This is a genomic window from Agromyces flavus (genome assembly GCF_900104685.1).
GTDB classification, from domain to species: domain Bacteria; phylum Actinomycetota; class Actinomycetes; order Actinomycetales; family Microbacteriaceae; genus Agromyces; species Agromyces flavus.
Window position 1 is genome coordinate 2,699,305 of the sequence record NZ_LT629755.1, and the last position, 24,703, is coordinate 2,724,007.

At 71.2% G+C, this 24,703-nt stretch carries 18 protein-coding genes; 5 read left to right on the forward strand and 13 right to left on the reverse strand.

The features are described from left to right. Window positions 1-99: 99 nt before the first annotated feature. The gene (locus BLT99_RS12795) at window positions 100-1,083 is read right to left on the reverse strand and encodes a 1,4-dihydroxy-2-naphthoate polyprenyltransferase (protein ID WP_092673114.1); all 984 of its coding nucleotides are present in this window, start codon (window positions 1,081-1,083) and stop codon (window positions 100-102) included. Window positions 1,084-1,203: 120 nt separating this feature from the next. Continuing rightward, a complete protein-coding gene (locus BLT99_RS12800; protein ID WP_092673116.1) occupies window positions 1,204-1,650 on the reverse strand; it encodes a MarR family winged helix-turn-helix transcriptional regulator in 447 nt (148 codons plus the stop codon). 98 nt (window positions 1,651-1,748) lie between these two features. Here BLT99_RS12800 and BLT99_RS12805 point away from each other — a divergent pair, with 98 nt between their 5' ends. After that, on the forward strand, window positions 1,749-3,230 hold the full coding sequence (locus BLT99_RS12805) for an MFS transporter (RefSeq protein ID WP_092673119.1): 1,482 nt from the start codon (window positions 1,749-1,751) through the stop codon (window positions 3,228-3,230). A gap of 1 nt (window position 3,231) precedes the next feature. Here the strand turns inward: BLT99_RS12805 and BLT99_RS12810 are convergent, their stop codons facing one another. After that, complete coding sequence (locus BLT99_RS12810) at window positions 3,232-4,407, reverse strand: AMP-binding protein (protein WP_092673122.1); 1,176 nt, start codon at window positions 4,405-4,407, stop codon at window positions 3,232-3,234. Window positions 4,408-4,465: 58 nt separating this feature from the next. Next, entirely contained in the window at window positions 4,466-5,410 is a 945-nt protein-coding gene (locus tag BLT99_RS12815; protein ID WP_092673125.1) for a 1,4-dihydroxy-2-naphthoyl-CoA synthase, read from the reverse strand. A gap of 145 nt (window positions 5,411-5,555) precedes the next feature. Between BLT99_RS12815 and BLT99_RS12820 the strand changes: the two genes are divergently transcribed. The 3 genes from BLT99_RS12820 to BLT99_RS12830 all read left to right on the forward strand — a co-directional run bounded on the left by BLT99_RS12820 (window position 5,556) and on the right by BLT99_RS12830 (window position 8,465). Beyond that, on the forward strand, window positions 5,556-6,509 hold the full coding sequence (locus BLT99_RS12820; RefSeq protein WP_092673128.1) for an aldo/keto reductase: 954 nt from the start codon (window positions 5,556-5,558) through the stop codon (window positions 6,507-6,509). 26 nt (window positions 6,510-6,535) lie between these two features. Then, window positions 6,536-7,576 carry an o-succinylbenzoate synthase gene (locus tag BLT99_RS12825; RefSeq protein ID WP_092673131.1) on the forward strand — a complete coding sequence of 347 codons (1,041 nt, stop codon included), beginning with the start codon at window positions 6,536-6,538 and terminating at the stop codon, window positions 7,574-7,576. Window positions 7,577-8,030: 454 nt separating this feature from the next. Next, window positions 8,031-8,465, forward strand: coding sequence for a hypothetical protein (locus BLT99_RS12830; protein ID WP_092673134.1), 435 nt, complete (start codon window positions 8,031-8,033; stop codon window positions 8,463-8,465). A gap of 84 nt (window positions 8,466-8,549) precedes the next feature. Here BLT99_RS12830 and pulA read toward each other — a convergent pair whose 3' ends face one another. The 9 genes from pulA to BLT99_RS12875 form a co-directional block, all read right to left on the reverse strand. Next, a complete protein-coding gene (gene pulA, locus BLT99_RS12835; protein ID WP_231945685.1) occupies window positions 8,550-14,558 on the reverse strand; it encodes a pullulanase-type alpha-1,6-glucosidase in 6,009 nt (2,002 codons plus the stop codon). 239 nt (window positions 14,559-14,797) lie between these two features. Further along, entirely contained in the window at window positions 14,798-15,019 is a 222-nt protein-coding gene (locus tag BLT99_RS12840; RefSeq protein WP_092673140.1) for a hypothetical protein, read from the reverse strand. A gap of 356 nt (window positions 15,020-15,375) precedes the next feature. Then, window positions 15,376-17,958, reverse strand: a complete 2,583-nt coding sequence (locus tag BLT99_RS12845) for an ATP-binding protein (protein WP_092673143.1) — start codon at window positions 17,956-17,958, stop codon at window positions 15,376-15,378. Window positions 17,959-18,027: 69 nt separating this feature from the next. Beyond that, complete coding sequence (locus tag BLT99_RS12850) at window positions 18,028-18,264, reverse strand: DUF1232 domain-containing protein (RefSeq protein WP_092673146.1); 237 nt, start codon at window positions 18,262-18,264, stop codon at window positions 18,028-18,030. 62 nt (window positions 18,265-18,326) lie between these two features. After that, the gene (gene ccsB / locus BLT99_RS12855; RefSeq protein WP_092676313.1) at window positions 18,327-19,340 is read right to left on the reverse strand and encodes a c-type cytochrome biogenesis protein CcsB; all 1,014 of its coding nucleotides are present in this window, start codon (window positions 19,338-19,340) and stop codon (window positions 18,327-18,329) included. Between the two features lie 51 nt (window positions 19,341-19,391). Then, window positions 19,392-21,044, reverse strand: coding sequence for a cytochrome c biogenesis protein ResB (gene resB, locus BLT99_RS12860; protein ID WP_229724447.1), 1,653 nt, complete (start codon window positions 21,042-21,044; stop codon window positions 19,392-19,394). Between the two features lie 115 nt (window positions 21,045-21,159). Then, window positions 21,160-21,912 (reverse strand): cytochrome c biogenesis CcdA family protein, encoded by a 753-nt coding sequence (locus BLT99_RS12865; protein WP_092673149.1) that lies wholly within the window; start codon window positions 21,910-21,912, stop codon window positions 21,160-21,162. Between the two features lie 16 nt (window positions 21,913-21,928). Then, window positions 21,929-22,528: a TlpA family protein disulfide reductase gene (locus tag BLT99_RS12870; protein ID WP_092673152.1), complete on the reverse strand. Its 600-nt coding sequence runs from the start codon at window positions 22,526-22,528 to the stop codon at window positions 21,929-21,931. Then, on the reverse strand, window positions 22,528-23,172 hold the full coding sequence (locus BLT99_RS12875; RefSeq protein ID WP_092673154.1) for a histidine phosphatase family protein: 645 nt from the start codon (window positions 23,170-23,172) through the stop codon (window positions 22,528-22,530). The genes BLT99_RS12870 and BLT99_RS12875 overlap by 1 nt, the downstream gene beginning before the upstream one ends. Window positions 23,173-23,359: 187 nt before the next feature. Here BLT99_RS12875 and aspS point away from each other — a divergent pair, with 187 nt between their 5' ends. Beyond that, the gene (gene aspS, locus BLT99_RS12880; RefSeq protein ID WP_092673157.1) at window positions 23,360-24,703 is read left to right on the forward strand and encodes an aspartate--tRNA(Asn) ligase; all 1,344 of its coding nucleotides are present in this window, start codon (window positions 23,360-23,362) and stop codon (window positions 24,701-24,703) included.

The window sequence follows — 24,703 nt, forward strand, 5'->3', positions numbered from 1 at the left end:
ACGCGAAACGCGGTTCGCCGCCGCGCCAGCGACAGTTCGCGTCATCTGGAGGCACGCCCAAGGCGAGGCGCGCGTCGCGCCATCCGCTCGACCGCCCGGTCAGAACGCGAAGACGAGGCCCAGGCCGACGCCGTACGCGAGCGACGTGAGGCTCGCGAGCTGCAGTGCGGTGATCAGCTCGCGCGGAGTGCGCGACCAGCCGACGATGATGCACGCCGGAACCGCGGCGAGCAGCGCGAACAGCACGAGCCACGCCGGCGGGTAGAGGAACGCCCAGAACACGACCACCGCGAACGGCAGCAGCATGAACACCGCGAACAGGATGCGCGACCACAGCGCGCCGACGAGCACCGAGAGCGTGCGCTTGCCGGCGGCGCGGTCCTGGTCGATGTCGCGCAGGTTGTTGGCCATGAGCACGGCGCACGCGAGGAGGCCGACGCCCGCGCCGCCGGTCCACGCCTCGAGGTTCACGGTGAGCGCCTGCACATACGCGGAGCCGGCCGTCGCGACGATGCCGAAGAACACGAACACGAACAGCTCGCCGAGGCCGTAGTACCCGTACGGGCGCTTGCCGCCCGTGTAGAACCACGCCGCGACGATCGCCAAGGCGCCGACGGCGAGCAGCCACCACTGCTGCGTGATGACCACGAGCGCGAGGCCGGCGACCGCCGCGATGGCGAAGAACGTGAGCGCGACCGCGAGCACGCGCTTCGGCGGCACGAGCCCCGACCCCGTGAGGCGGGCCGGACCGACCCGGTGCGCGTCGGTGCCGCGGATGCCGTCGGAGTAGTCGTTGGCGTAGTTCACGCCGATCTGCAGCGCGAGCGCGACCACCAGGGCGAGCACGAACCGCCACGGATGGAACGGCTCGTCGAGGAAGTCGGCGGCGACGACTCCGGCTCCGGTGCCCAGCGCGACCGGCGACATCGCGAGTGGCAGCGTCCGCAGGCGGGCGCCCGCGACCCAGTCGCGCCACGTGACGGGACCCTGATGCGCGACGGGTGTCGCCGCCGCCCTCGCCGGATTGCCCGAGCGGCCGTTCGTGCGGCGCGGGGATGCGACGGGCTTGGCGGGCGGGGTCATGCGTCGGGGGTTCGGGCGGGCCACGGGAGCCATCGTATTCGGGGAGCGCTCCGCGGCGCCTCGGCATCGGCTATGGATGCGCCATGCATGCGAGCGTCGCGGGGGCCGGGGCCGCGTGGCTCAGCGCACGTCCTTCACGGCATCGAGGTACCGCGCGACGACCTCGAGCTCCGCGACCGTGAAGCCCTCGTGCACCCGCTCCATTCCGGCGACGATGCCGGCGTATGGATCGTCGCCGCCGCCGCGGCCGGCGCCCGGGAGCGCGTCCGGCCGGAGCTGCACGACGACCCGGCGGCGGTCGGAAGGGTCGGCCGCTCGCTCGATGAGGCCGCGCTGCTCGAGGCGGTCGAGCACGCGCGTCGTGGTGCTCGTCGGCAGCTCGGTCTGGCGACTGATCTCACCGGTCGACATCGGCGCGCCGTTTCGGGCGATGAAGCCGAGCGCCTGGAGGTCGACGACGTTGAGTCCCATCGACCGCGCGATGCGCTCGTTCGTCATGACCGACGACGCGATGACGAGCTGCAGCGAGTCGAGGATGCGCGCGGTGACGTCCGCCTTGGTTGACATCCGCTCGTCGACCTCCTATCGTTCCCACTACGGGATTATCCCAGTTCGGAACTATTCCACCTCGGAACTTTCATTCAGACTACGAAAGGACGACGAGCATGGCCACCACCCCACGCCGAGGGCTCGCCATCGGCATCCTCCTCTTCGCCTCGTTCATGGACCTCCTCGACGTCACGATCGTGCAGGTCGCCCTGCCGTCGATCGGCGCCGACCTCGGAGCATCCGAGGCGCAGCTCGAATGGATCGTGAGCGGCTACATGCTCGCGTTCGCCGTCGCCCTCATCACGGGCGGCCGCCTGGGCGACCTGTTCGGCCGGCGGCGCATCTTCCTCGTCGGCGTCGCCGGATTCACCCTCGCCTCGGCGGCCGCCGCGTTCGCGTGGTCGGGCGATGCGCTGGTCGTCACGCGCATCGCACAGGGGCTCTTCGCCGCGCTCATGGTGCCGCAGCTGCTCGCGTCGGTGCAGGCGCTGTTCTCGCCGCGCGAGCGGGCGCCCATGTACGGCCTCATCGGCGGCGTCAGCGGCCTCGCGGCGGTGCTCGGTCCGGTGCTCGGCGGCTGGCTCATCGACGCCGACCTGTGGGGCCTCGGCTGGCGCACGGTGTTCCTGATCAACATCCCGGTCGGCATCGTGATCTTCGTGCTCGCCGCTCGGTTCGTGCCCGAGACGCGCTCCCCGCGGCCGATGCGCCTCGACCTCGTGGGCGTGGCGCTGCTGAGCGCGGTCGTGCTCGCGTTCATGGTTCCGCTCGTCGAAGGGCAGTCGCTCGATTGGCCGGCATGGCTGTGGTGGCCCGTCGCCGCGGGCGTCGTGCTGCTCGGCGTCTTCGTGACGCACGAGCGCCGTCGCATGCGCCGGGACGGCTCCGCGCTGCTGCCGATGCCGCTCTTCGCCGACCGCGGATTCTCGGCGGGCATCGTCACGCAGGCCGCGTTCCAGGGGTCGCTCAATGCGTTCACGCTGCCCTTCATCATCTACCTGCAGGTCGGGCTCGGCTTCGACGCCCTCACGGCGGGCCTCAACCTGCTGGCGTTCAGCCTCGGCGCGCTCGTGGGAACGGGCGTCGTGATCCCGCTCGTCGGCCGCGTCGGCAAGTACCTCGTGACCGCGGGCGCGCTCGTCCTCGCCGCGGGCGTGCTCTGGGTGTTCGGGGTGGTCGCCGACACCGGCGCCGACTTCACCGGATGGGCCGCCGTCTGGCCCATGCTCCTGTCGGGCCTCGGGCTCGCGCTGCTCATCATCCCGCTCGTCGACGTGGCCCTCGCGACCGTGCCGGTCGCCGACGCCGGGGCGGCATCGGGTATCTACAGCACGTTCCAGCAACTCGGCGCGGCCGCGGGCGTCGCGGTGTCGACGACCGTCTTCTTCTCGGTGATCGGCGATGACTGGAGCCGGGAGCACGTGCTCGCCGCGCTGCAGGCGTCGGTGTGGGTGTCGGTCGCGGGCTTCGCGATCGCGTCGCTCGCGAGCCTGCTCCTGCCGAGCCGGAGCAAGGTCCAGGCGCACCTCGAGGAGGCGCGGCGCCTCGCGGAGGCCGACGTCGAGGCCGTGGCCGTGGAGCCGACGCCCGTCGCCTGAGCTATTCGACCCGGCCGCCGCGCAACCTCGTCTCGAGGGCGCGGCGGTCGGGCTTGCCCGACGCGAGCAGCGGCATCGCGTCGATGACCTCGAGGCGCACGGGTCGAGCCGCCGGACCGAGGCCGGCCGCGTCGGTCGCCGCGGCCAGGGCGCTGAGCGAACCGGATGTCGCCGCGCCGTCCGTGCGCGTCGCAACGACCGCGGCTCGCTCACCCCACTCCGCATCGGGCACGCGCACGACGACCGCGTCGGCGAAGCCCGCGACCGACCGCACCGCGCGCTCGACCTCGCCGAGCGCGACCTTCACCCCGCCCGAGATGATCACGTCATCGGCCCGACCGCGGATGCGCAGGCGCCCGTCGTCGCCGACCGAACCGAGATCGCCGGTGCGATACCAACGACGCCCGTCGGTGTCGATCACGAAGGCGCGGGCCGTGCGCTCGGGATCGTCGAGGTAGCCTTCGGCGAGCATCCGTCCGGCGAGCTGCACCTCGTCATCGACGATGCGCACGTCGACACCCGGGAGCGGCATGCCGTCGTAGACGCAGCCGCCCGCGGTCTCGCTCGACCCGTACGTGCGGTGCACCCGGGCGCCGAGTTCGGCGGCCCGCTCCACGAGTCCGGGCGGTGCGGCCTGGCCGCCGAGGAGGATCCGCTCGAACGAGCCGAGCGCGGCGCGCACGAGGCGGTCGCCGCCCTCGGCGGCCTCGACGAGGCGGGCGAGCTGGACTGGTACGAGCGAGGTGAGCCACGGTCGGTCGGGGTCGAGCGTGCGGGCCGCCTCGGCGAACGCGGCCGCGGTGAACCCGCCCGGCGGAAGCGCCGCCGGCTCGGTTCCCCCCACGAGCGACCGCACGAGCACCTGCACCCCGGCGATGTACGTCGCCGGGAGCGCGAGCAGCCACTGTCCGTGCAGGCTGCCGAGGAACCTCGAGGTGGCGCCGGCGCTCGCCCGGAGCGCGGCGCCCGACAGCATGACGCGCTTCGGCGCATCCGTCGAGCCGCTCGTCTCGACGACGAGCGCGACGTCGTCGGGCACGAGCCCGGCGATGGGGTCGGCGGGCTCCTCAGCGCCAGGGACCGGCAGCACCGCGAGGCCGTCGAGCAGCACGGCCTCGCGCAGCTGGGCGAGCAGGGCGGATGTGTCATCAGCCGCAACCCGGATGAGCGGTTTCATCGCCCGCACCGTAACCGGTTCATCCAGCGTGGTCGCCCGCGGGCGGCGACCGTCGCCATCAGTAGTGCCACGGGTACGGGCCCCAGTCGGGGTCGCGCTTCTCGAGGAACGAGTCGCGACCCTCGACGGCCTCGTCGGTACCGTACGCGAGCCGGGTCGCCTCGCCGGCGAACACCTGCTGGCCGACGAGCCCGTCGTCGACGGCGTTGAACGCGAACTTCAGCATGCGGATCGCGGTGGGCGACTTCGTCAGGATGGTGCGGGCCATCGCGAGGGCCTCGCGCTCGAGGTCGGCGTGCGCCACGACCCGGTTCACCGCGCCCATCTCGTACGCGCGCTCGGCCGAGTACTCCTCGGCGAGGAAGAAGACCTCGCGCGCGAGCTTCTGTCCCACTTGGCGCGCCATGTAGGCCGAGCCGTAGCCGGCGTCGAAGCTGCCGACGTCGGCATCCGTCTGCTTGAACCGACCATGCTCGCGGCTGGCGATCGTGAGGTCGCACACGACGTGCAGCGAGTGCCCGCCGCCGGCCGCCCACCCGGGAACGACCGCGATGACGACCTTCGGCATGAACCGGATGAGCCGCTGCACCTCGAGGATGTGCAGGCGTCCGACCGCGGCATGCCCGCCGTGCGGCTGCTTCGACCCCTCGACCAGGCCCGTTTCGGCATCGGAGTACTTGTAGCCGTCGCGACCGCGGATGCGCTGGTCGCCGCCCGAGCAGAACGCCCAGCCGCCGTCCTTCGGGCTCGGGCCGTTGCCCGTGAGCAGCACGACGCCGATGCGCGGGTTCGTGCGAGCGTCCTCGAGGGCCCGGTAGAGCTCGTCGACCGAGTGCGGGCGGAAGGCGTTGCGCACCTCGGGGCGGTCGAAGGCGATGCGTGCGATGCGCCCGTCGGTCGAGTGGTGATACGTGATGTCGGTGAAACCGCCTGAGCCGGTGACGGATGCCGCGGCATCCACCCACTCGCTCGGATCGAACAGCTCGGACACCTCGACGGCCATGCACACCAGCCTATTCCCGGGTCCCTCGGCTCAACGGCCCCGCCGAGGTGACGCGATCTGCGCGTCCGGCAGCGACGAGACGCAGTTCCCGTCATCTCGCGCACTCGTTACCGTTGACGGGACGAGGACGACACGGAGGAGCACCATGACCGAGGTCGCGACACGAGAGCTGGGCCGCACCGGCCTCACCATCACCGAGCTGTGCCTGGGCACGAGCCCGCTCGCGAGCATGCCGTACCTGTACGGGCACGAGGTCGACGAGGACCGCGCGGTCGACACCGTGCTCGCGGCGCTCGAGAGCCCCATCCGCTTCATCGATACCTCGAACAACTACGGCGAGCACGGCGACGCCGAGCGCCGCATCGGCGAAGCGCTGCGACGGGTGGGCGGCCTGCCCGCCGACGTGGTGCTCGCGACGAAGGTCGACCCCCTGCACGGCAGCGACGACTTCTCCGGCCGTCGCGTGCGCGAGTCGCTCGCCGAGAGCCTGGAGCGGCTCGGCGTCGACCGCGTGCCCCTGCTGCACCTCCACGACGCCGAACGGATCGGGGTGGATGCCGCACTCGCGCCGGACGGCCCGATCGCGGCGCTCCGGGAACTCAGGGAGGAGGGCGCCGTCGACTGGATCGGACTCGCGGGCGGCACGCTCGCGGTCGCCCGCCCGCTCATGGAGACCGGAGTGTTCGACGTGGTGCTGACGCACAACCGGTACACGCTGCTCGACCGATCCGCCGACGAGCTCATCGACCGCGCGACCGAGATGGGACTCGGCGTGCTCAACGCCGCGCCGTACGGCGGCGGCCTGCTCGCCAAGGGCCCGGGCGCCACGTCGAAGTACGCGTACGGCGAGCGCCCCGATCTGCAGTCCGCCGCCGCCGCGATGGCGTCCGCGTGCGAGGAGTTCGGCGTGCCGCTGTCCGCCGCGGCACTGCAGTTCTCGACGCGCGATCGGCGTATCCACTCGACGATCGTCGGCGTCTCGGCGCCCGAGCGCATCGCGCAGACGCTCGAGTCGTACGCGACACCGATCCCCGCCGAGCTGTGGGTACGGCTCGACGAGCTCGTGCCGCCGCGCGCGAGTTGGATCGGCGACCGCTGAGCCGGCAGGCTCCCTAGACTCGGGGCATGAGCGACGTCGCGCCGAGCCTCCCGCCACTGCACGACCTGCTCGCCACCGCCCGCGTCGTCGCGCTGCCGCTGGTCACCCGGTTCCGCGGCATCGACGTGCGCGAGGCCGTGCTGTTCGAGGGCCCGCAGGGGTGGACCGAGTTCGCGCCGTTCGCCGAGTACCCCGACGACGAGGCCGCGACCTGGCTCGCCGCCGCGATCGACTTCGGATGGCGGGTCCCGCCGCCCGCCGTCCGCGACCGCGTGCTCGTGAACGCGACGGTGCCGTCCGTCGACCCCGACGCCGTCCGGTCGGTGCTCGAGCGCTTCCCGGGCTGCCGCACCGCGAAGGTGAAGGTCGCCGCATCCGACCAGACCCTGGCGCAGGATGTCGCCCGCGTCCGCGCCGTGCGCGAGGCGATGGGGCCCGAGGGGCGCATCCGGGTCGATGCGAACGCCGGATGGAACATCGACGAGGCCGAGCACGCCATCCACGCGCTCGCGCCGTTCGACCTCGAGTACGTCGAGCAGCCGTGCGCGACGGTCGACGAGCTCACCGAGATCCGCGCGCGCACCAAGTACATGGGCATTCCGATCGCGGCCGACGAGAGCGTGCGGCGCGCCGACGACCCGCTCGCGGTTGCCGAGGCGGGCGCCGCCGACCTGCTCGTGATCAAGGCGGCGCCGCTCGGCGGAATCCGCCGCGCCCTCGAGATCGTGAGGCGCGCGGGCCTGCCGGTGGTGGTCTCGAGCGCGCTCGACACGAGCGTGGGCCTCGCGATGGGCGCCCACCTCGCGGCATCCGTGCCCGAGCTCGATTACGACTGCGGGCTGGGCACCGCATCGCTGCTGGGCGCGGATGTCACGCGCGACCCGCTGACGCCGAGCGACGGCGGCATCGACGTGCGTCGCGTCGTGCCCGACCCGGCCCTGCTCGACCGGTTCGCCGCCGACCAGGAGCGCACCGCGTGGTGGATCGCGCGGCTCGAGCGCTGCCACGCCCGTCTCACCGACGCCGCCGGCGCTCCGGCGCTCGCGACGCGGCCCGAAACTCCATAGCGCCATCGCTGAGCGCCTTCGCCGGCTCGCCGGCTGCGCGACAGCTTCCAGCTGGCTCGTGTCAACGCTGCCTCATGTGAGGCCGCGTTGACTTGTCCCGACACGAACGGGCCAGGCACCGGGGGTCGAATCACCCTCAGGTGAGGCCGCGCTCACATGAGCCCACACCAACGGGACCCGGCAGGCACCCGGGGTCGAATCACCCTCATGTGAGGCCGCGCTCACATGACCCAGCCGGAAACCGCATCCGGCGTGGATGCGCCTCGCAAGGAGCGCTGGCCGAGGATGCGACACCGCCTCTACCGGTGTCAACCCCCAGCACTGGGTGTACCGGAACGGGGAGGACTCTCCGCTAATCAGGGAGTGCACGGATGTCTCGCGCCGACGAAGACGCGACCGTGGAGATCGTGCGTGGTCGAATCCCCGCACGCTCACACCTGACAGAGGAGACCACATGTTCTCACGGACCCTGACCAACATCGGCGCGGGCGTCGCGCTCGCCGCCATCGGCGTGCTCGGCACCGGCGCTGCCGCGTACGCGCACGAGTGTTACAACGCGAGCCGCTCGGACAAGGGCAACGCCGGCGCATCCCATTCGCAAGTTTGGTTCACGCTCAACATCACGGACGCCCTCGCCGGCGACATCGAGAGCGGCTTCATCACGCAGGAACAGGCGGACTGCATCTTCGACGCCTACACGGCGGGCGGCGGCCCCGCGTCGTTCACCATCATGATCAAGGGTGCCAATGGGCAGGACGGCGTCATCGCCGCGAACAACCCGAACGACTGGCACGCGACCGACAATAAGGGCATCGACCACTTCTTCGAGGCGTATGGTGGCCTCATCTTCAGCAGCTACGAGGGCTGCGGAGTGTCGTTCCCCGTGTGATGTTCCGGTGGAACCGGTCGGGGCGGAGGGGCGCACACCCCCTCCGCCCGGACCTGTTTCAGGCGGCGCCCCGCAGGGCGCGCCTCACCACAGCACCACGAGCGCCGGCACCGACTGCGAGCCGGCGAACCCGTCGCCGCCGCCGAACACCGTCTGGATCCAGTGCGGTCCGGCCGGCAGCTTCGGCAGCTTGACGCTGAATCGGCCCTGGTCGGACGACGAGATCGCCTCGGTCGCGACGACCTCGCCGTCGACGACGATCGACACCGTGCCCACCGGCCGCGAGCCGTCGAGCGCCGTAACCTGGCCCGACACCTTGAGGGTGCTGCCGGCCTTCGCGATCGCCTTGCTCGGCGCCGCGAGGGTGACCGTCGCCACGCCGGCCGGCTCCTGCTCGTCGACCAGCACCGCCGCGGTGCGTGCCGGGAGGGTGAGCGTGCCGGACGCGGCATCCCACCCGGTGCCCTTCACGACCTCGTCGGCACCCGCCGCCTGCACCTCGTTGAGCGCGAAGTCGCGGCCCGCGAGCCCGTCGACCTGCTCGGTGATCGCCTCGGGCGAGGCGTTGAACACCACCATGGCGCCCTCGAGCTCGGGGTCGACGTCCTCGCCGACGAGGTCGTCGATGAGCATCACGATGAGCCCGTCCGTGGCATCCGTGCCGCTGTTGGGGAACGACACCTTCTGCTCGATGAGCTCGGCCGTGCCCAGCTGCAGCAGGTCGACCGACGAGCGCACGCGCAGCAAGTCGAGAGCGGATGCCTCGGCCGCGGCGATGTCGGACGCGCCGGGCTTCAGCGCCGGGTCGGCCAGCAACGGACGCATGAACTCCCAGTGGTCCTGGTTGTCGGCCTTGGGCGGCAGGCCCGACCCGAAGGTTGATTCCTGGCCCGTCCAGTCGATCCGGTTGAACCAGTCGCCCGAGTTGTAGCTGTTGCGGTCGAGGGACTTCGAACGCAGCAGCTCGGTGCCGGCGTGCCAGAACGACGGCGTCTGCGCGAACGTCACGGTCGCGAGCGACAGCGTGTTCATGCGGATGCGGTCGGCCATCGACGTGTCGGTCGGCAGCTTGAACACGCCGAGGTCGTACAGCGTCTCGTTGTCGTGCGCGTCGACGTAGTTGATGACCTCGTCGGGCTGGTCGGCATAGCCGGCCGGGGCGCCGTTGTAGTCGACCTCTGCTCCCGACTTCGTCACGCCGTCGTATCCGGTGAACTCGAAGTCGCGGAGGTTGCCCGCGAGGCCGAGCTTCACGAGGTCGGTCTGCTGGCCGAGGTTCCGGATCCCGTCGCGCGTGGGCAGGCCGTTCGGCTCACCCGCAAGCCCCGTGCCGAAGCCCTGCTCGAACTTCGACTTGCCGTCCACCGGGCTGCCGCCGTGCACGCCGTCGCGCAGCCGGTCGTTGAACGTGCCGATGCCCGTGCCGCCGAGCTGGCCCTGGGTGGCCTGCACGAACCTCGCGTTGTCCTTGACCTCGCCGAAGTTCCATCCCTCGCCGTACAGGTACACCTTCGACCCGTCGACGCCGTCCTCGGCGAGCGTGAGCTCATCGAGCGCAGCGCGCACCGCCTCCATGTTGTCCCGCGAGTGGTGCCCCATGAGATCGAAGCGGAAGCCGTCGACCTTGTACTCCTTCGCCCACAGCACGACCGAGTCGACCATGAGCTTCTGGGCGAGGGCGTGCTCAGTCGCCACGTTCTGGCAGCACGTCGAGGTCTCGACGCCGCCGGTCGCGTTCAGCCGCTGGTAGTAGCCGGGCACGAGCCGGTCGAGCACTGACTTCTGTCCCTGGCCGGACGCCGCCGTGTGGTTGTAGACCTCGTCGAGGACGACCTGCAGGCCGGTGGCGTGCAGCGCGCCGACCATCTCGCGGAACTCCTCGACCCGCGCACCGCCGTCAGGGTCGACGGCGTAGGAGCCCTCGGGCGCCTGGAAGTGGAACGGGTCGTAGCCCCAGTTGAAGCCGTCGAGGTCGCGGATCTTCTCGAGGCACGCCTGCTGCTCCTCGGAGGCCGGACCGTACGACGCGAGGTCGCAGTCGGGCGTGGCCTGGAGGGAGCGCTGCTCCTCGATGGTCGCGATGTCGAACGTGGGCAGCAGGTGCACGGTGTTGATGCCGGCGTCGGCGAGCTCGCGCAGCTGCGCGGTGCCCGCACCGTCACGCGTGAACGCGCGGTACGTGCCGCGCTCCGCCTCGGGCACCGTCTCATCCGTGATCGAGAAGTCGCGCACGTGCAGCTCGTAGATCGCGCGGTCGACCGGACGCTCCACGACGGGCGCCGGCGTCGACGTCCACTGCTCGGGCGCGAGCGCCGGGTCGTCGAGGTCGACGACCACGGTGCGTGCCGAGTTCACGGTGAGCGCAGCCGAGTACGGGTCGGTGACCGAGTTGGCCTCGATCTCGCCCGTGCTCGGAGCGAACACCTCGACGAGCCAGCGGTACTCGCTCCCCTGCTCGATCGCGCCGTCCGTCACCGACCAGGCACCGGATGCCGCGTCGAACGTCGCCGGCAGGACCTGCGGGTCGCCGGCGGCACCGGCATCCCAGAGCTGCAGCGACACCGACTGCGCGGTCGGCGCCCACACCGTGAGCGTCGGGTGGTCGCCGCCGAACGAGGCGCCGAGCGTCGCGGATGCCGCACCCTCCGCGTAGAGGTCGTCGAGCACGCCCGGCAGCTGGACGCCCGTGAGGGCGGTCAGCGTGTCACCGTCGCGCTGGGCGACCTGGAGCTCCTCGGTGAGGAGGCCGGCGATCGCGTCGCGGTCGAGACCGGTCGGCCGCAGGGCCACGTACCCGGCGAGATGCGGGAACGCCGCGGCGAGCTCCTCGCCGATGCCGGCGGGGTCGTGCTCGAGCGCGATCGGCTCGGCGCCGCCCGTCACGACGCCGTCGGCGACCGCCAGGCCGGCGTCGGCGGAGTGCTCGATCGCGAACGAAAGGTCGCCGGCCGAGGCCCCGCCGAGCAGCGACGGCGGCCATGCCAGGGTGTTGGCGTCGAGCCAGTACGCGCGCTGCGTGCCCGTGCCCGCGAGCGGCGGGTCCGCGACGATCACCTCGAGCACGTGCGTCGCGAGCGTGTACCGGAAGGTCACGAGCTTGCCGGCGGTGGCGCTGAACGAGATGTTCGCGCCGTCGCGCACGCCACCGTCACCGTAGTTCTCGGCCCACGACAGGCCGTGCGCGACCTTGAGCTCGTAGTTGCCGGTCGGCAGCTGGTCGGTCGCGAACTCGTACACGCCGTCCTTGTCGCCGTCCTGCGCGAACGTGATCATGCAGTCCGGCGCCCAGTCGCCGGGGCAGCCGAGCCCGGACTGGAGGCTGCCGGGCAGTGTCACGATCGGGCCCTCGGCGGTCGACGAGAACACCTTGGTGCGCGGGTCCCAGTAGAACGTGACGGGCGTGGTGCCATCCGTCGTGTACGAGACGTTCGACCCGTCGGGCACGCCGTTCGCGCCGTAGTTCACCGCCCAGTCGCCGTTGATCGCGACCTTGTACTGGTAGGTCCCGGCCGGGATCTGGAACGTGCCGGCGTAGATGCCGTCGGCGCGCTTGGTCAGCTTCGCCGCCTCGCAGCCCGGGGTCCAGTCGCCCGCGCAGCCCATCTCGGAGTTGTGCTCGCCCGGCACGGTCACGAGGCCGATCTCGGGCTCGGGCTCCTCCTCGACGACGAGGTTCACGGGGTTGCCGACCGATGCGTAGGTCGACGCGGCGGCGCGCTGCCCCGCGGCATCCGTCGAGATCGCGCGGTACTCGACGAGCGTGCCCGCCGCGAGACCGGCGGTGTCGTGGAAGACCCGGGGCGTGGTGTCCTCGGCGGTGCCGAGCGCGTGCCACTCGTCGGAGCCGGCGACGCGCCACGCGAAACTCGTCTCCTGCCACGTCGAGTCCGAGACATCCGCCGAGACCGGGGTCACGCCCGTCACGCCGGCGCCCGCGGCCGGCACGTCGACGGCGATGGCGGCGGCCGCCTCGGGCGCCGTCACCTGGCGGTCGGCCTGCAGCACGACGGTGCCGAGCGCCGGCACGCTGACGGATGCCACGCCCTCCGCGTTCGCGGTGACGCCGGGTCCGTCGGTGCCGTACAGCGGCGTGAACACGCCGCCCGCGGTGAGCGTCGGCACCTCGACGGTCTTCGCCGAGGTCGCGTTGTTGACGGCGACCAGGTACTCGACCTTCTCGTCGCGGTCCACCCGGCTGAAGGCGTACACGCCCGCGCCATCCGTCACGTACCGCTCGATCTGGGCGCCCTGGTCGAGCGCGGGGTGCGCGTCGCGCAGCTCGGCGAGTGCCGCGATGTGCCCGTACAGCGGCGCATCGGTGTCGTACCGGTCGACGCTGCCGGCGTCCTCACCGGTCACGAGCTTCTGGTTCACGTACTCGGCGGTCTGGCTCGCGAACAGCGTCTGCCGCGCGTCCTTGTCGCCGCCCGGGCCCGCGAAGCCCTGCTCGTCGCCGTAGTAGACCACGGGCTGGCCGCGCGTGAGGTACATGAGCTCGTGCGCGAGCTCGTCGCGCTGGAGCACGTCGCCGGTGCTCGCGAGCATGTAGCCGACGCGTCCCATGTCGTGGTTGCCGAGGAAGGTCGGCAGCGCCGTCGCCGACGAGTCGGGCGTCGTGTAGTAGTCGTCGCCGGCGAAGAGCGACTGCAGGTTCTTCGCGGAGTTGCCCGACGCGTACGAGACCGCCTGGGACTGGAACGTGAAGTCGAGCACCGAGTTCATGTCGGACTTGCGGACGTACGGCGAGAGCTTGACCGGGTCGGCGTCGTAGACCTCGCCGAACATGAAGAAGTCGTCCTTGCCCTGGTCGTGCGCGTAGGCGAGCACCTCGCTCGACCACTGCTCCCAGAACTCGAAGTTCACGTGCTTGGCCGTGTCGATGCGGAAGCCGTCGATGCCGAGGTCGATCCAGCCCTGGTAGACGTCGATGAAGCCGTCGACCACGGTCGGGTGCTCGGTCATGAGGTCGTCGAGTCCGACGAAGTCGCCGTACGTGACCGACTCGCCCGACCAGGTCGAGTCGCCGCGGTTGTGGTAGAGCGTCGGGTCGTTGAGCCAGGCCGGAACCTTGAGGTCGGCGACCTCGGGGCCGACGACGGGCGTGTACGGGAAGCTCGTCGCCGGGTCGAGCGCCGGGAACGCCGGGTCGCCGTCGGCGTAGTCGGCCGGATCGAACGCGTTGCCCGCGGCATCCGTGTACGGGCTCGTCGCCTGGTCGATGTACGAGTACTGCTGCTCCTCGTAGTCGATCACGTCGGCGGTGTGGTTGGTGATGATGTCGAAGTAGATCTTGATGCCCTTGGCGTGCGCCTCGGCGATGAGCGCCTCGAGCTCGGCGTTCGTGCCGAGGTGCGGGTCGATCTGCGTGAAGTCCGTGATCCAGTAGCCGTGGTAGCCGGCGCTCGCGTTCGCGCCATCGCCCTGCACGGGACGGTTCTTGAAGCTCGGCGTCAGCCAGATCGCGGTCGTGCCGAGCCCGTCGATGTAGTCGAGCTTGTCGCGAAGGCCCTGGATGTCGCCGCCCTGGTAGAAGCCCTTGTCGGTCGGGTCGAACCCGGTCGTCATCCGGTCGCCCTCGAGCCCGCCCTGGTCGTTCGAGGCGTCGCCGTTCGCGAAGCGGTCGGTCATGACGAAGTAGAAGTTCTCGCCGCTGCCCGGCTGGCGCACGGGCGCGCTCACGAGCGCGCCATCCGTCGCCTCGTCGTATGCGCCCCGGGTGCCGAGCAGCTCGAGGCCGACCCGCTTCTGGGCGTCGTCGAAGACCACGCGCACGTCGGTGTCGCCGGCGACGGTCAGCGGGATGTTCTTGTCGCCGCCGTCCAGGCCCCACGAGTTCGCCCACGTGTCGTTGGCGGCGACCTTGTACTCCCACGAACCGGCCGGCACCGTGAACTCGGCGGCGTAGACGCCCGGGCCGTCGGTGGGCAGCAGGTGCGTGGCCTCGCACTCGGGCTGCCAGTCCGCCGAGCAGCCGAGCTCGCTCTGCAGCGAGCCGACGAGTGCGAACGTGTCGTCCGCCGCGACGGCCGCGCCGGCGACCGGAACGATCGCGATGACGGATGCCGCGACGGCGCCCGTGAGTCCTGTTGCCAACCACCTTCGAGCGCGCGCTCGCTGCGTCATCCTTGACTCCTGATTCCCGGCACGACGACGTGCCACCGACATTGGGAGCGACGCTATCGCGAGCGGGATCGTTAATGCAAGCGTTTACAACGCGCCGCCTCCCGGTACGCAACGAATCGCCCGCCGAGTGGATCGGCGGGCGATTCGTGCGCGAGCAAGCGTTTGCGTGGTCGGTGGGCGATTCCGCGCGCGCGGCCCCTGTCCAGGGGTCACAGCAGGCGACCCACCGCGACCGTGCGGAAGTTCTCCGTCCGGAGCCGGTCCGCGTCCCGTTGGAGCTCGTGGATGGCGTGGGCGTCGAGCTCGTCGAGCGCGGTCGAGTGCAGGCGCGACCGCATGAGGGCGACCCGCTCGAGGATGCGACGGGGCAGCGTCCAGCGCCGGATCGGGCTGGTCGTCGCGGCCGGGGTGGTGATGATGGCGGTGTTCATGATGACGTCTTCCGTCGATGGGTGGATATGGGTGCGGGTGCTGCGAGTGGGAGCGCCGAGGCGCCCGAGGTCAGCGGGGAAGGGTCGGCGTCCGGCGGTAGCCGTCGCGGCGGAACTGCACGGATGCGCCGGCGACCGCCGTCGCCGCGAGCAGTCCCAGCGCGATCATCGTTGCGAGCATTTCGCCCCTCCTCTCTCCGTCTCGATCTGCACCCTGATCGGGCACATCTCTGTTCTACGGCGGAGGGGCAGGGGGATTCGTCGGGGACGACTACTGAGATCACGACGGCCGACTACCGAGATCGAGTCGGACGGTCGCTGAATACCGGCGTACGGGCACTGAGGCCGCCGGCGGGTCAGCCGGCCTGTTCGAGCACCTCGGGCGCGAGTCGCGCCGCCTCGCCTCGGGTCGCCGCGCCGAGCTTCGCGAGCACGGCCGCGACATGCGTGTCGACCGTGCGGACCGACAGCACCAGGCGGTCGGCGATCTCGGCGTTCGTGAGCCCGTCGGCCACGAGGCGGAGCACCTCGACCTGACGTGCCGTGAGACCTGCCGGGTTGCCGCGGGTCAGCGTCGAGGGTCCGCGCGGGATGCTGCGGACTCCGCGCTCGCGCAGCACTGCGCGGACGTTCCGGGCCAGCGGAGCCGCCTCGATCCGGTCGAGGATGGCGAGCGCGGCGACGAGGTCGTCGTCGTCGGGGCTCTCGGCGAGGGCGGCGGCCTCATGGTAGGGAGCTCCCGCGGCGCGCCACAGTTCCGCGGCGAGCCGCCAGTCGCCCCTGGCCTGCACCGCGAAGGGATGCGCATCGTCGTCGGCGATCTCGACCTCGTCGCCCGCTCGTCGCAGCAGGTAGGCGAGCTCGGCCCGCAGCGACCTCGCGTCGAGCTGATCCGCCTCCTCGAACTCCGGACGCGCGATCGCGCGCGCCGACGCTCGATCCCCGCGCAGCAGTGCGGCCTCGGCTCGGGCCGCCGCCACGGGGCCGCGCCGCTGCAGCTCGCCCAGCCGGACCGCGAGCCGCCAGGCCTCCTCGAGCAGCTGCTCGCCGTCGCCGTCGCCACGTCGGATCCCGACCGTCCCGGCCACCGTGAGGGCGACGCAGCGGGCGTGCGGGGCCTCGATCTCGCGGTCGAGCGTCTGCAACGCGTCATCCCAGCGGGCGCGGGCGAGCTCGAGGCGCGCCTGTTCCATCTGCTGGTAGGTGACGAAGCCGATGAACTCCGCGCGCTCCGAGATCTCGAGCGCGCGATCGAGATAGTGCTCCGCGAGGTCCAGCCGGTACTGGTCGAGCAGTCCCCACACCAGGTTGACCGACGCCCGCGCCGCGTCCTCGATGTCGTCGACCGCGAGCGCGACCTCGGCGGCCTCGACCAGTTCCTCCAAGCCCGCGTCGTCGGCGAGGAACATCAGCGCGGTGCCATGGTTGTTGAGCGCGTGCGAGAGCACGCCGGGATCGCCCGTCTCGCGCGCGATGTCGATCGCGAGCGCCGAGAGCTCGAGCGCCCGCGGCGTGTGGTGGGCGAGCAGGGCGAGCTGGGATTCGTTGCTCAGGGCCATCGCATACAGGGTGGGGTCGTCGACGTCGACGAGCACCGCGGATGCCTCCTGAGCCGCAGCTTCGGCGTCGGCGCGCCGTCCGCCGAACCACTGGAACCGCGACAGCCACCGCAAGGCCGCCCCGAGCCGCTTGGGGTCGCCGAGGCGGCGGCGCAGCTCGACCGCCTCCTGCCCGGCATCGACGGCCTCGAGGGCCGCGCCGATGGTGTACGCCTCGATCGCGTATTCCTCGAGCAGGTCGGCGCGTTCATCGGGCGGATACCGGTCGGCGTGGACGCGCGCGGCTCGGTAGTGCGCCGCAGCCTGTCGGTGCGCTCCGGATGCGGCCGCGTCGCGGGCCGCGCGCGGCGCCCATTCGACGATCGCGTCGATGTCCCCGGCGGCGAGGGCATGGTGCACGACCCTCGCCGGATCGGCGCCGCCGAGCTCGAGGAGGGCGGCCAGCACCCGGCGGTCCAGTTCGATGCGGCGCGACGCGGGCAGTCCGTCGACCACGGCACGACGCGTGAGCTCGTGCCGGAACCGGACGCCGTCGGGCTGGACCACGAGGAGGCCGCCCTCCTCGGCCGCGCGCAGCGCACCGGCGCCGTCCGGCACTAGCCGGACCAGCAGGTCGGTGTCGACGGCCGACGGCACGACCGCCAGCTGCTCGACGTGCTCCTGCGTCGACGCATCCAGCCGCCGGAGACGACCGGTCACGGCGTCGACGACGGTCGGCGGCACGCGGACCTCGTCGGCCGACGCGACGATCTCGCTGACGAAGTACGGGTTGCCCGCCGTGAGCGTGAGGACGCGGTCGACGTCGAGGCCGCTGCCCGCGGTGAGTTCGCCGACCGCAGCGGCCGACAGGCGCCGCGGCGCGATGCGGTCGACCCGATCACCGTGCCCCAGGTCGCCGAGCAGTCGGCTCAGCGGATGGTCGCGGTCGAGCTCGTCGCGATACGTGAGCACGAGGGCCGCGGGAATGCCGTCGATCCGGCGGGCGAGGAAGCGGAGCGCATCGAGCGTCGCCTCGTCGGCCCACTGCGCATCCTCGACGACGAGCACGGTCGCCGGCCTGGTCGACAGTTCGTCGCGGAGGGCGTCGAACACCTCCTCCCGGTCGCCCGAACGGAGGGCGTCCGCGAGCCGGGGTCCCACCGCCGACGTGAGGTCGCGAAGCGGCCCGAGCGGTCTGGGCGTCGACATCGCGTCGCATGAGCCGAGGAGTACGCGCACGCCGTCGGGCGGGTCGGCGCGCAGCGCGCGCACCAGCGTGGACTTGCCGATCCCCGCCTCGCCGTGGAGGAGGACCACGCGTCCCTGCGACGCGGCGGCAGCACGCGCCGCGGATCGCAGCGCGTCGAGTTCCGCGTCGCGTTCGAGCAGGGCCCGCCCCATGCAGCGATCGTGCCTGCCGGACGCGTCGATCGCAACCGCACGGCGCCGTGAGTCGGCGTCAGTCTCGGATCAGAGGTCGGCTCCCGACGCACGGCGGGCGTCCCATCGCCGCTGTTCGCGCACGAACAGCAGGGCGAAGATGCCCCACAGGCCGAGATCGTCGGCGATCCCCAGCGGGCCGAGCACGAGTTCGGGAATCAGGTCGATCGGTGCGACCGTGTAGACGACGGCGGCGACGGCGGCAGCCCACGTCGTCGGCGCGACGCGATGCTCGCCGTCCTTGATCGCCCTCAGGAACCTCCACATGCATCAAGTGTGCGCCACGTCGGCTGGGAGGTCGAGTACCACCTGCTCGGCGGAGCGTCGGATCAGAGTCCCGAGTAGGCGTGCAGTCCCTTGAAGAACAGGTTCACGACGGTGAAGTTGAACAGCACCGCCGAGAAGCCGATGATCGCGAGCCAGGCGGAACGCGATCCGCGCCAGCCGCGCGTCGCGCGCGCGTGGATGTACCCGGCGTAGACCACCCAGATGATGAAGGTCCACACCTCCTTGGTGTCCCAGCCCCAGTATCGGCCCCAGGCCTTCTCGGCCCAGATCGCGCCGGCCATGAGCGTGAAGGTCCAGAGGATGAAGCCCACGATGTTCACGCGATAGGCGAGGTTCTCGAGTGACACCGAGTCGGGCAGCGTCGCGAGGAACGACTTCTTCACCGCATCGGCCGTGGCGGCGACCGCCTCGCGGCGGGCCTGCATGAGCTGCACGACCGAGAGCGCGAACCCGAGCGCGAAGAATCCGACGGCCGAGGTCGCCACGAAGACGTGGATGACGAGCCACACCGACTGCAGCGCCGGCGGCAGCGGAACGACGCTCACGTAGAAGTTGACGGTCGCGATGCCGAGCAGCACGAGCACGAGCCCGGTCACGAAGGTGCCGAGGAAGCGCAGGTCGGTCTTGACGACCACGAGCACGAGCAGGAAGACCGTCGTGATGACGAGCGTGCCCGTCAGCGCGAACTCGTACATGTTCGCCCACGGCACGCGTTCGGCGGCGATGCCGCGCAGCACGGTCGCCGAGAGGTGCAGCAGCCACGCGATGACGGTCATCGCGACCGCGACGCGCAGCACGGGCGATCGCCCGTAGGCGACCGGGCCGGATGTCGCGGCGCCGGCCTTGGCGGATCGGCCGCGCGGACCCGATCGGACCGCGGTCGACGACGCGGGTGCGCTCGTGCCTGCGCCCGCCGCGGCGAGGACCTCGACCCGCTCGGACGCGGGCTCGGTCGTGGTGCCCGCGGACGCGGCATCCGTCACCGCCACCGACGCGGCCGAGCGCTTCGCGAGGTCGATCGAGTACGCGATGAACGCGATCGCGTACACGGCCATGGCCGAGTAGACCGCGATGATGGAGATCTCGTCGAGCGTCACCGTTCTACCTTACGTCGAAGAAGTTTCCGGCCCGGTCGCCGAGGGTTTCGCGTGCTGGTCGGCGAACTCGTCGACCGCGCGCTCGAGGCCCGGATCGTCGCCGCGCGCGAGGCCCGCGTACTCGAGCACGGTCGTGCCATCGGCTCGCTGCACGGCCTTCACCCACATGCGCCGACGCGGCACGAAGAGCGACAGCAGCAGCCCGCCGATGATGAGCACCGCGAACACGAGCACCCAGCCCTGCGACGGGTCGTGGTGCACGTCGAACGAGGCGAAGCGCGGCACGCTCTGCGAGAAGTCGTCGGACGCGGCGTCCGGGGTCGCGGTCTCGAACTCGACCGTGCCGAGCCCGTTCGGCAGCTCGGTGGTCTCGCCCGGCATGAGCTCGACCGAGTCGACGCCGGTGTCGCCGCCCGTGAGCTGCTCCATGCCGGTCGTGTCGAGCTGGTACACCGAGCGCGGCGTCCCCTCGTCGAGGCCGAGGTCGCCCGAGTAGACGTTGAGCGTGAGCACGGGGTACACGAGGTCGGGGTAACTCGAGGTGTACGCGCCCGACGGCAGGGTGGTCTGCGTCGGGTAGAAGAAGCCGACCATGCCGAGCTGCTCGTCGAGCCCGTCGGGCACCTTCACGACGCCGATCGAGGTCAGGTTCGCGTCCTGCGGGAGGAACGGGATCGAGTCGGTGAACACGACGTTCCCGTCGGGGTCGCGCACCGTGATGGTGGGCGCGTAGCCGTTGCCGAGCAGGTAGACGTCGGTGCCGTACTCGTACAGCGGCTCGTTGACCTTGACCTCGCGCTCGGCCGAGCCGCCTTCGCCGTCGATCGTGACGCGCGCCGTGAAGTCGATGGGCTGGCCGAGCGCATCGCGGTTCTCGGTCTCGTAGACCGCGTCCAGCTCGTCGAGCGTCAGCCGGTACGGCGTGAGGCGGCTGTCGTCGAAGAAGCGGCCCGGGTTGAACGAGTCGTACGCCGCGAGGGTGTTCACGAACGACTGGCCCTCGACGATGACGCGCTGGCCCGAGAAGCCGAACCCGCCGCCGATCGCCACCGTCACGAGCACCCCGACGAGGGCGGTGTGGAAGACGAGGTTGCCGGTCTCGCGCAGGTAGCCGCGCTCGGCCGAGACGGATGCCGCGCCGCGAAGGTCGAAGCGCTCGACCCGGTAGCCCGCCTTCTTCAGTGCGGCCGCAGCTCGTGCGATCGCATCCTCGGCGGTCTCGTCGTCGGCCAGCGGCCGCTCGGTGTACGCGGAGAGCCGCGAGAGCCGCGCCGGCGTCCTCGGCGGGCGCGCCCGCAGCGCCTCGAAGTGGTGCTTCGTGCGCGGGATGATGCAGCCGATGAGCGACACGAACAGCAGCAGGTAGATCGCCGAGAACCAGACCGACGTGTACACGTCGAACATCTGGAATCCGTCGAGCACCGGCGCGAGGTCGGGGTTGTCGGCGAAGTACTGCACGACGCCGTTCGGGTCGCTCGACCGCTGCGGCACGAGCGAGCCGGGCACGGCGGCGATGGCGAGCAGCAGCAGGAGCAGCAACGCGGTGCGCATGCTCGTGAGCTGGCGCCACACGAAGCGCAGCCACCCGACGGGGCCGAGCTTGGGCGCGGTGAGGGGACCCGCGGAACCGCCGGCGCCGGCGACCGCGCCCTCGGTCCCCACGTCGGTCGCGGCGGCCGCGTCGGACGTGCCGTCGTCGTAGTCGGCGGGGCGAAGCGGGTCGACGCCCGTGCCGCGCGCGGATGCGCCATCCGCTCGCCCGCGCCCGGGTCGCGTCTCAGATCGCGGGGACGAAGCCACTGATCACCGCCTGCAACTCGTACATCCAGATGGTCCACAGACCCGACACCATGAGCAGGCCGATGACGATGAGCAACCCGCCGCCGATGAGGTTCACCGCGCGGATGTGCCGGCGCACGAACGCGAGCGCGTTCGCCGCCCAGCCGAACCCGAGCGCGACGAGCACGAACGGGATGCCGAGGCCGATGCAGTACGCCAGGCCGAGCAGCGCGCCGCGGCCGGCCGACCCGGCGTCGGCACTCAGCGTGAGCACGACCGCGAGCGTCGGGCCGATGCAGGGCGTCCACCCCAGCCCGAAGACGACCCCGAGCAGGGGTGCGCCCGCGAGCCCGGTCGCCGGTCGCCACGACGGCTTGAAGGTGCGCTGCAGGAACGTGAACTGGCCGATGAAGACCAGACCCAGCCCGATGAGCAGCACGCCGGCCACGCGGATGATGACGTCGGCATAGCGTGCGAGCCAGGCGCCGAGCGCGCCGAACGTCGTCGTGAAGATGAGGAACACGAGCGAGAAGCCCGCGATGAAGAGGAGCACGCCCAGCAGCAGCCGGCGGCGCGCTCGACGCTGCTCGGTCTCCTCGGCGCTCGCGTCGGCGAAGCCACCGAGGTAGCCGAGGTACCCGGGCACGAGCGGGAGCACGCACGGCGACAGGAACGACACGAGGCCCGCGGCGATCGCGATGGGCACGGCCGCGAGCAGCTGCCCGCTGACGATGATCTCGTTGAGGTCCATGCGCCGGGGTGCCCGCCTACGCCTGCTCGGCGATGACGTCGCGCACGATGGTCTCGAGGATCGACGCGTCCTTCAGCTGGCCGAGGATACGCGCGGCGACGCGTCCCTCGGCGTCGAGCACGAGCGTCGTCGGCACGGCTGCCGGCGGCACGTCGCCGGCGAAGGCGTACTGCACGGCGCCATCGTTCGCGTCGACGATCGACGGGTAGGTGATGCCGTAGTTCTCCTCGAAGGATGCCGCGGTGGCGGCCTGGTCGCGGACGTTCACCCCGACGAACGCGGCGCCGTCACCATCGACCTCCTCGAAGACCTGCTGCAGCATCGGCGCCTCGGCGCGGCACGGCGCGCAGCCCGCGTACCAGAAGTTGACGACCGTGACCTCGCCGGCCAGGTCGGCGGAGTCGAGGGTGTCGCCCTCGATGGTCTCGCCCTCGAACGCGATCGGCTCGCCGCGCTCGTCAGCCGGGAACTCGGCGATCGTGCCGTCGCCGGCGATGTAGCCCTTGTTGCTGCCCGCGCGGTACTGCTCGGCGAGCGGGTCGCTCGAGCACCCCGCCAGCACGAGCACGGATGCCGCGGCGAGCGCGACCAACCCGGCGAACCTGCGCGCGCCCATCACACCGCCCCCACGTCGGTCGCCTGCTCCTGCAGCCCGGCGGCCGGGTCGCGGTAGCCGACCTCGACGAAGCGGCGACCGCGCCGCTCGAACGTCGTGATGCTCGAGAGCGCGCAGCGACGCCGCCGCGGATCATGCGCGAGCGACTTGCCGGCGACGCGGCGGTGCGCCATCCAGATCGGCAGTTGGTGGCTGACCATCACCACGTCGCCGTCGTCGACCGCGTCTGCGGCGTCGTGCATGGCGTGAAGCATCCGGTCGGCGATCTTGCCGAACGGCTCGCCCCAGCTCGGCTCCCACGGGTTCACGAGGAAGACCCAGTTGCGCACGTCGCGCAACGCGGAGTCGGGTCCCGCCATCCGCTTGCCCTCGAACCGGTTCGTCGGCTCGATGATGCGGTCGTCGAGCGCCGGCTCGAGCGAGAAGGCCTTCGCGATCGGCTCGGCCGACTGCTGGGTGCGCTGCAGGGGCGACGAGATGAGCGAGGCGACGTGGCGCTTGCGCATCACGAGGTCGACCGCGGCGGCCTCGGCCATGGCACGGCCGAGATCGCTCAGGCCGTATCCGGGGAGACGACCGTAGAGCACGCCCTGGGGGTTGAAGACCTCGCCGTGGCGCACGAGATGGATCTGCTCGGCCGGCACGCCCTCCAGTCTACGAAGCAGTTCCCTTTGAAAGCGCCGAGCGCCCGCGCCATCCGCCCCGCCCGCTCGTTTCAGGAAGACGGAGGCTGCTCAGGACGGAATCGCCGATCGAGTCCTGATTCGCGCACGTTCTCCTGAATCGGATGCCGCGCGGGCACCGTATACCCGCCCGGTAGGATGATCCGTCGTGAACACGCGCACCCTCGTCAAGGACCTCGCCGCACTTCCCGACGGCCCCGTCACCGTCGCCGGATGGGTCGAGACCGTCCGCGATCAGAAGAAGGTGCAGTTCATCATCCTCCGCGACGAGTCGGGTGCGGTGCAGCTCGTGAATCCCGCCGTGCGCGAGCTCGACCCCGAGGGCGTCAGCGTCGGCGCCGCCGAGGCGCTCGCGCTGACCGAGCAGATCTCGGCGCTCGGGCACGGCACGTTCATCAGCGTGTCCGGCGACCTCAAGCACGACGAGCGCGTCAAGCTCGGTGGGCTCGAGGTCAAGATCGGCTCGCTCGACGTCGTGTCGGAGGCGCTCGAGACGCCGATCGCGGCCGACTCGAGCCTCGACAAGCGGCAGGACTGGCGCTTCCTCGACCTGCGCCACCCCAGGCAGAATCTCATCTTCCGCATCCAGACCACGTTCCTGCACGCGCTGCGGACGTACTGGGTCGAGCGCGGCTGGATCGAGATCCAGACGCCGAAGCTCATGGCGTCGGCATCCGAGTCGCGCGCCGAGCTGTTCGAGCTCGGTTACTTCGAGGGCACCGCGTACCTCTCGCAGAGCCCGCAGTTCTTCAAGCAGATGGCGCAGCCGGCCGGGTTCGGCCGTGTCTTCGAGGTCGGCCCGGCGTTCCGCGCCGACCCGTCCTTCACGTCGCGCCACGCGACCGAGTTCACCTCGATCGACGCCGAGATGAGCTGGGTCGACTCGCACGAGGACGTCATGACGATGCACGAGGAGGTCCTCGTCGCGGCCTTCACGGCCGTCAAGGATCGGCACGGCGCAGAGATTCAGGAGCTGTTCGGCGTCGAGATCACGGTGCCGAGCACGCCGTTCCCGCGCATCCCGCTCGCCGAGGCGAAGGAGATCGTCGCGTCGCGCGGCTACGTCGTGCCGCGCACCGACGCCGACATGGACCCCGAGGGCGAGCGGCAGATCTCGCAGTACGTCAGGGAGGAGCTCGGCCACGAGTTCGTGTTCCTCACCGACTACGCGTCGAGCATCCGGCCGTTCTACCACATGCGCCACGCGGATGACGCGGGCCTGACGAACTCGTACGACCTCATCTTCAACGGGGTCGAGATCTCCACCGGCGCGCAGCGCGAGCACCGCGTCGACGTGCTGATCGAGCAGGCGAAGGAGAAGGGCCTCGAGCCCGAGGAGCTCGACTTCTACCTCGACTTCTTCCGCTACGGCGTGCCGCCCCACGGCGGGTTCGGCATGGGCCTCGCGCGCGTGCTCATGCTCATGCTGCACGAGCACTCGATCCGCGAGACGACCTACCTCTTCCGCGGCCCGACGCGCCTGCTGCCGTAG